The sequence below is a fragment of the Streptomyces sp. AC627_RSS907 genome, assembly GCF_019049165.1.
Map to the genome: position 1 here is coordinate 1 of NZ_JAGMUE010000271.1, position 564 is coordinate 564.

A 564-nucleotide genomic window follows, 5' to 3' on the forward strand; every position below is an offset into this window, starting at 1 on the left:
GTGCAGGGGCTCGGCGCCGCCGTCCTGGCGCCGGTCGCCCTGACCATCGTCACCACCGTCTTCCCCGCCACGGGCCGGGCCCGCGCGCTCGGGCTGTGGAGCGCCGCTGGCGCGGCCGGCGGCGCCTCCGGCGTGCTGATCGGCGGCGTGCTGACCGAGTACCTCAACTGGCGCTGGGTGCTGCTCGTCAACGTGCCGATCGTGGCGCTGGCCCTCGTGGCCGGGCGCGCGATCCCCGACCACCGCCCCGCGCGCCGCCCGCGCCTCGACCTGGTCGGCGCGCTGCTCGCCACGGTCGGACTGGCCGCGCTGGTCTACGGCGTGGTGCGCACCGCGGACGACGGCTGGACCTCGCCGACCACGGTGGGCACCCTGGGCGCGGCCGTCGTCCTGCTCGCCGCCTTCGGCTGGCAGGAGTCGCGGCGGGCCGCACAGCCGCTGGTCCGCCTCGGCCTGCTCACCCACCGCGCCGTCGGCGGTGCCAACGCGACGATGCTCCTGCTCGCCTCGGGCCAGTTCGCCAGCTTCTACTTCGTCTCCCTCTACCTGCAACGGGTCCTCGCC

General features: G+C 76.6%; 1 protein-coding gene. It reads left to right on the forward strand.

All coding sequences use genetic code 11. The annotated features are described in order from the left end of the window. A partial coding sequence (locus tag KUM32_RS33230; protein WP_217145639.1) for an MFS transporter occupies positions 1–564 on the forward strand: 564 nt, incomplete at both ends.